Source organism: Candidatus Phytoplasma fabacearum (assembly GCF_030586805.1).
GTDB classification, from domain to species: domain Bacteria; phylum Bacillota_I; class Bacilli_A; order Acholeplasmatales; family Acholeplasmataceae; genus Phytoplasma; species Phytoplasma fabacearum.
The window spans coordinates 1-7,711 of the sequence record NZ_JAOSIM010000021.1; the positions used below are offsets into that span (position 1 = coordinate 1).

The 7,711-nt window shown below is 24.2% G+C and carries 6 protein-coding genes; all 6 read right to left on the reverse strand.

Going from position 1 to position 7,711, the window contains the following annotated elements:
- Positions 1 to 124: 124 nt before the first annotated feature.
- A complete protein-coding gene (locus OC705_RS02025; protein ID WP_304512622.1) occupies positions 125 to 1,138 on the reverse strand; it encodes a metallopeptidase TldD-related protein in 1,014 nt (337 codons plus the stop codon).
- 14 nt (positions 1,139 to 1,152) lie between these two features.
- On the reverse strand, positions 1,153 to 2,523 hold the full coding sequence (locus OC705_RS02030; protein WP_304512623.1) for a TldD/PmbA family protein: 1,371 nt from the start codon (positions 2,521 to 2,523) through the stop codon (positions 1,153 to 1,155).
- A 706-nt stretch (positions 2,524 to 3,229) separates the two neighbouring features.
- Positions 3,230 to 5,260 (reverse strand): heavy metal translocating P-type ATPase, encoded by a 2,031-nt coding sequence (locus OC705_RS02035; protein ID WP_304512624.1) that lies wholly within the window; start codon positions 5,258 to 5,260, stop codon positions 3,230 to 3,232.
- 168 nt (positions 5,261 to 5,428) lie between these two features.
- Positions 5,429 to 5,812, reverse strand: a complete 384-nt coding sequence (locus OC705_RS02040; RefSeq protein ID WP_304512625.1) for a septation protein SpoVG family protein — start codon at positions 5,810 to 5,812, stop codon at positions 5,429 to 5,431.
- Positions 5,813 to 6,003: 191 nt separating this feature from the next.
- Positions 6,004 to 6,831, reverse strand: a complete 828-nt coding sequence (rsmA, locus tag OC705_RS02045) for a 16S rRNA (adenine(1518)-N(6)/adenine(1519)-N(6))-dimethyltransferase RsmA (RefSeq protein ID WP_304512626.1) — start codon at positions 6,829 to 6,831, stop codon at positions 6,004 to 6,006.
- Entirely contained in the window at positions 6,828 to 7,586 is a 759-nt protein-coding gene (locus OC705_RS02050; protein WP_304512627.1) for a hypothetical protein, read from the reverse strand. The genes rsmA and OC705_RS02050 overlap by 4 nt, the downstream gene beginning before the upstream one ends.
- Positions 7,587 to 7,711: the final 125 nt, after the last annotated feature.

Sequence of the window (7,711 nt, forward strand, 5' to 3'; positions counted from 1 at the left end):
CTAATTTGCTTTTGTCGCAATCCGCTTTTATGGTCTGCTATAATCCGACATTCTTTCGTTTGACTGACCGACCATATCCTTTCAGGGTTTATCGGCCCTGGCTATTGGTTAGATAGCAAGAAATTTATGCCTCTTTGGCGCCCCCGTTAAAACTATTACCTTGTGGTAATACATTAAAAATTTTAGCAGTTTGTAAATTATGAATAAAATTATTTAAAATCCCTTGGTTAATAATATGTTTGGTTTGACAAGCGACTCCTTCATCATCAAAAATCGGATTAAAAAAAGCTTTAGAAATGAAAGGATCATCTATAATAGTCACTTTAGAATTAGCGACTAATTTATCTTTACTATATTGATATTTACTTAAATTACGGTAAACATATAAAGCACTAAAAACATTTTGAAAGTTTGACAGTAATTCTGCAAAAACTTCATTTGAAAAAACTACATGATAAAGTTTAGATGGTAAAGTTTTAGCACCAATTTTAGTTTCTCCCAATTCTAATATATTTTTAATATAAATAGGAAGTTGGAAATCTTGAAATTTTTTAACAGGAAAAGATTTATCAACTTCTTCTTGAATTTGATTATTACCAAAAATACAATTAGCCTCTAATAAAGCATAACTATTAGATTGTTGCAATTGTAATCCCAAAGAATTAACTATTTTTTGACACCAAAAAATTTCACTATACAACAAATTACATTTTTTAGTAAAATACTTACTAAATAATAATTGCTGATAGAATTCTTTCAATAATTTAATTTTATGATCATAAGGTATCAACTCAAAATTAAAATTATCTTTTATAATAGCGTTATATTTTGAAGATCCTGAAAACAAAAAATCTTGTTCATTAAAATTCAAAATCTCTATTTTTTGTTTTAAACGAGTTAAAACTTTCTCTATTAAAACATCATTATCTAAACCATCAATCTTTTCTAAATAAATAGAATTTTTTTTATTTTTAAGTAAACCACAAATAAGATAACTAGTTAAATGATTAGCTGTAAATTGTTCTATATGTCCGTCTTCTAAATTAATATTAAATTTTTTTTGTTCATATATTGTAATTTCTAATCCATCTAAACCTTGTAATTTACTTTGTTGAAACCATTTTTGATAATTAATCATATCTTCACCTTTTATCAGCTACCACTAACAAACATTTCTGTTATACGGATAGTTGGTTGTCCTAAATCTACAGGAATATCTCCTGAAATAGAACCACAATAACCTTGTGCTAATTGAACATCTTTACCAACACGATCAATTTTCAATAAAATATCTTGCCCTTTGCCAATTAACATAATACCTTTAATAGGCGTTGTAAGTCTACCGTTTTGAATTAAATAACCAACATTAACCATAAAATTAAATTCTCCTGTGTTTGGATCAACAGTTCCGCCTCCCAAATATTTGGCATAAAAACCATAATTAGTTTCTCGAATAATTTGTTCAGGATCATGATTTCCTGCAGCAATATAAGTAGAATTCATACGCGAAGTAGGAGAATACTTATAAGATTCTCTTCGACTAGAACCTGTAGATGGCATATTTAATTTATAACCATTACGCATATCTACTAAATAAGATTTCAAAATACCATTGCTAATTAAAAGATTTTTTTGTGTTACATTACCTTCATCATCAATTTTAGTTGACCCCCAAGATTCACGTATACTACCATTATCAAAAGCAGTAACAAGAGAAGAAGCTATTTTATGGCCAATTTTATTACAAAAAGGCGATAATCCTCTGGCAATTGATGTTGCCTCTAAAGAATGCCCGCATGCTTCATGAAAAATAACTCCACCTGAACCATTATTAATCACAACAGTCATCATTTGAGCTTTAATTTCTTTCGCTAATAACATCTCAACAGATTGTTTAGCTACTTGTTGAGATATTCCTTTCAAATCTAAATAATTTAAAAAAATTCCAGTAGTTCCCTTACCAAAACTTCTACTAAATTCTTGAATATTAGATTCACTTTGAGCTACAGAAGTTAAACTTAAATTAACATAATAACGATTATCATAACGAGAAATACCTTGACTATTAATTATCCAAACTTTTTGACATTTATCCTCTAAATTAACTAAACTTTTGATTATTTTAGAGTCTGTCTGATGAATAATACGAGAACAATATAACATTTTATTAATTTTTTGTTGCCAATCGATATCATCAAAAGGCTTTTGCAATATATTATTTAATTCAAAATTAAAATTTTTTGGAAAATTTTTATTTTTCTTTTTTAATAAAGGTTTATATTTTAAAATTAAATCTACAATATGTTGATAAACTATTTTATTAGTATATAAATAAATTTCTTTATTATTACTTAATAATCGAATACCCACGCCATAAATATGATTCTCTAAAGAACTAACTATATTTTGATCAATAACTTTCCATAAATTAGAAACAGTATCTTCGAAAAAAAATTCTACAAAATCAATTCCTTCGCCTAAAGATAAATTAAAAATCTTTTTAATATCTTCAATATTTAACATGCAATAATTTTTCTTCTTTCATAATAAAAATAAATTGTTTGTGTTTCGATAACAGGATTAGTTCTTAAATTATCTATTACAAAACCCCCCCCTCTAAACAAAAACACAAACTTTCTATAGATAAGCAATCCAGATTACTATTAATTTATCATTTAAATAAATTATTGACTCCTCTGGTAATTTTAAAATTATTAATCTTTAATTATTTAAAATTAAGTTTTGCTCTTCCAATTAATAAAAAAATCGATTTATTCTTGGAAAAATCTAAAAACTTTTTTAGGCTTTGCTCCTTTAAGATTATCAAAGTTAAATATCAACTTCGGTTTCTAAGATTAAAATAAAACATCAAACATTACATATTGATAATCTCCGAACTGTTTGGTGACATTATTTTTTTTAAAAAAGGTATGATTTTATATCTTCTTTTTATTATTAGGGAAATTTTTAGGCTTATTCTGAAAATAATTTGACGCGAAGATATCTTTTTGAATAACTAACTTCTGTCACCAAAATCTACTTTCAAAAATGTTTTAATCTCCTATTATTATTTCATTTAATAAGCTATTCTTAGCATTTCAACATTTTTTTATCAGAGCTATTAATTAGAAAAATAAATTGCTATTTAGGAAGTCTATAAAACTAATATTAATTTAAATCATTGAAAAAAACAAGAATAAAAAAATTTTATTTAATTAATTTGAAAAAATTAATTTTTTAACATTCTCAAGCCATTTAGCAAAACTAAAATAGTACTAATTTCATGTAAAAAAACCGCAAATGGCAAAAACAAACTAGTAAAAAAATTACTAATAGTTAAAATAATAATAACACTAATCGCAAAAATCATATTTTGACAAACTATATTATTCAATCTAACAGCTACTTTATGAGCCTGAATAATTTTAATTAAATTATTTTTCATCAAAACAATATCTGAAATATCTGCGATTGCATCAACGCCTTCTTGTAAAGCAATCCCTACATCAGCATGAGCCAAAGCAAGAGCATCATTAACACCATCTCCTACCATAGCTACGCCTTCATAACGTTTTTTTAATTCCTTTATTTTTAATAATTTATCTTCTGGCAAACATTCTGCAAAAACATAATCTATATTTAAACAACTTGCTACATTTTGAGCTGTTTTATAATTGTCTCCGGTTAAAACCGCTGTTTTAATATTATTATTTTGAAAATATTTTATTATTTTCGAGCATTCTGGGCGCAAAACATCAAAAATTGCCATAACCATTAAAACAGTATTATCACAACTAAAATAAAGTACAGTATAACCATCATTTAAAAATAAATGTATTTTATCTTCTAATATCGGAGATATAGAAATTTTATTATCTGATAAATGGCTATTTAAATCGCTATATTTAGCAACTCTATAATATTTACCTCGATAAAAAGACTCAACACCTATTCCAATCAAATTACTTACTTCTATATCCGAATATTTATTATTTAATTTATCTTCAGTAACAAAAAAACTTTTTAAATATTTTGTAATTGATCTAGCTAAAGGATGATTAGATTTTTGTTCCATATGGTAAAAAATAGCTAAAAATTTACTTTTAATATCTTCATCCAAAGAACTATCAAATAAAAATTCTTTCACTATAGGTTTACCAACTGTTAAAGTTCCGGTTTTATCAAAAACAATAGCTTTAATATTAGCTAAAAAACTCAAAGCATTGCCGTTTTTTAATAAAATTCTTTGTTTAGCTAAATAAGAAATAGCAGACAAAGTAGCTGGAATATCAGCAACAACCAAAGCACAAGGAGAAGCAACAGTTAAAAACACTATAATTTTTTCAAAAATTTGATTAAACAAATAATATTCAAAACCTTTAATAAAATTAATTATTTGAAAACAAAATAAAATCAAAAAAGATATTAACAACACGCCAGTTACATAAACCGGTTCTAAACGTTTAATTAAAGTTGCATTTTTAGAAACATTATTTTTCAATTCATGAGATAATTTAATAATTCGAGCAAATAAATTTTGATCAGCATTGGCAGTAATCTTAATAATTAAAGTATTATTAAGGTTGATATTGCTACCATAAACTTTATCTCCTTTTTTTTTATCAACAGGTATACTTTCCCCAGTAATATTAGATTCATCAACACAAGAATTACCGGAAACTACTATACCATCAGAAGGAATTTGATCACCGCTCAAAACAATAACTTTATCTCCAATATTTAATTTCTCTACTTCTATTAAAGTAAAATTACCATTAACATCTATTAAACGAGCTTGTGTGGGCGCCATTTTTAAAAGATTTCTAATTTCTTTATGACTTCTATTTTCTATGTATTCCTCTAAAAAATTCGAAGTTGCAAAAATAATAATTAATAAAATAGCTTCATTAAAGTTATGTAAAAAAACAGCTCCTAAAGCTCCTAATAACATTAAAATATGTATATTTGGTGTAAATTTACGATTTTTCTTAGTATCATAATAAGTATCTAATAAACCTTCGACAATAACATGATAACCTGTACAAACCAAAATTAACAAAGTAATAATTTGTTTAAATAGCAAAAATTTATGATCATTTAAATTAAACACTTTAAATACTACTACCGGAACAAAACAGAATAAATATAAAAACAAACCCAAAACAAAAAGAAAAAAATATTTAGAATTATTTTTATAACCTGAATCAAAATGCTTTTGGACATTTTGATCAGAATTATGAATACTAGAATTTTGTTTCAAAATATAAATACCATTAACCCTTATAAAATGAGAAGAAAAATATATAAACTTAAAAATAATTTATATATTTTTCCAATGTTTAAATCAAAAAATCATTAAAATAAATATTTCTTTAGAAAATTTTTTAATAGAAAAATAAATTATCTAATATACAAAAATTAATCAAAATCAATCACAATTATAAATTTCTTCGTTATTAGAATCATTATTTTTAGTATTTTCTTCATTATTATTATTTGGATTTTCTGACTTTAAGTTTACTTGTTCTGAATCAATTAAATCAGCATTGTTCGAAGAAGTTTTTGCATAAAATTCTTCCAAAACTCTTTCATTCAACATATTTCGAGTATGAGTATTAGTGGGATGAGCTATATCTTTAAAAATTCCCGTACTCAACCTTGAACTAGGCATAGCAATAAAATAACCTTTATTACCACGAATAATTCTAACACCATGAATTACAAAACAATCATCTATAAAAACACTCGAAACAGCTTTTAATCGTGGATGCTCTTTATCATTAAGTTTTATTCTAACACCAGTAATTTTCATTACATACCATCCTATTATTTTTTAAAAATTTTTCAACATTAACTTTTTTTAATAAACTTAATTACTGTAAAAAATTGTACCCCTTTTTTAATTTACACAATCTTTTATGGGATTATTTTATCACAATTTATGCACAATATTACAATTAAATAAACTAATACATTACCAAAAAACAATAATTTTCTTGATTATTACCGCTTAAAATAACTCCAAAATAATTTAGCTATTTTCTGAAATTCTAAAACATTTATCTCTTCTGCTCTAATATTTAAAGGTATTCGATATTTAATAAAAAAACTAATAAGTTCAGATTTAGAAATATTTAAATAATCTTTTAAATTATTAATTAATTTTTTTCTTTTTTGTTTAAAAGCAGTTTTTACAAATTTAAAAAAAATATCATATAAAAAATTTTTTTCTATTAATGAAAATTCTTTTTTAGTAAATTTCAAAACCATTCCATCTACTTTAGGTTGAGGATAAAAATAAGTTTTCTTAACTACCTTAATAACATCAATAATAGCCAATGATTGACAGATAACACTTAAAAAATTATAATTTTTAACAAATGGATGAGAAATTATTCTCAATGCTAATTCTTTTTGTAACATTATAGTAAAACTTTTGATACGTGATATACTAAAAATTTTAAATAAAACCATTGAAACAATATGATAAGGTAAATTTCCTACTAAAACTACTTCTTCTTGTTCAATATCAAAATATTGTTTAAAATCTTTGTCTAAATCGCGTTTTAAAAAATTATCATAAATAATGTGAATATTGTTATATCCAGGAAATAATAAAAAATGTTTTAAAGTAAAATCAATTTCATAAGCTAAAATTTTTTTAGCTCTTAAAACTAATAATTTTGTTAAAGCGCCTTTTCCAGGGCCAATTTCTACTACATTTTTATTAAATAAATCAGCAGATTCTACAATTAAATTTAATATTTTAAAATTATTCAAAAAATTTTGACCATATTGTTTTTTAAAAATATGTTTTTCATTTTTAATCATTGAAGATCACGATAATAAAAAAAATTACGAATATCTTTATAAGAGTTTTGAAACATTATGTTATTAATGATAACAGATTTAAGACTTAAAGGTTTTATAATGTTATCCGAACTATCATCAAAACCTATAAAAATTTGTTCACCAATATTATCAAAATTTTCGCGATAAGTATCTCTTAAGATATAATCGTCATAATAATAAGTATAATAAACATAATTATCTTTATATTGATGTTTAATTTTTTGAATAAATTCATAATTTTTAGAAATATTTGGAATACATTTCCAAAATAAAATACGACGATGTAAAAAATCTTGACAAAGATTAGACAAAATTAAATCTTGACTATTTTGAAAGGAAATAATCAAACTATTAATATAAAAATCATCAATCTGAGAATATAATTCTAAAGATTCTTTGTTAGAAAAAAAATTTTTTAACAAATTAATATCCAATTCAAATTGATAATTATTTTTAATTAAAAATTTAATTCTCATAAAAATTTGTTCTAAAATGATAGCAAACAATACAATTTTAGAATGACAATAAACTTGTCTATACATGTAATAACGACTCATTAAATAATTTTCAATACTAGAAAGACCACTATTGCGAAAAATAATTACCAATTCTTCTGCAGGAAAATCAGAAGTTTGTGGAACTTGATAAGCATTAGTAATTTCCATAATACGAATTAAACGATCTGAATCGATATAACCATAACTAACGCCAGCAAAAAAAGAATCTCTTTTCAAAATACGGATAGATTAATTGCGTTTTATTCAGCAATTCGTTCTTGCTGTTTTATTTACAATCAGCCCCCGTCCAAACCGGACAAGCAAGTTTCCCAGCATCCGGCTTTCCATAATTCACTCTCTTT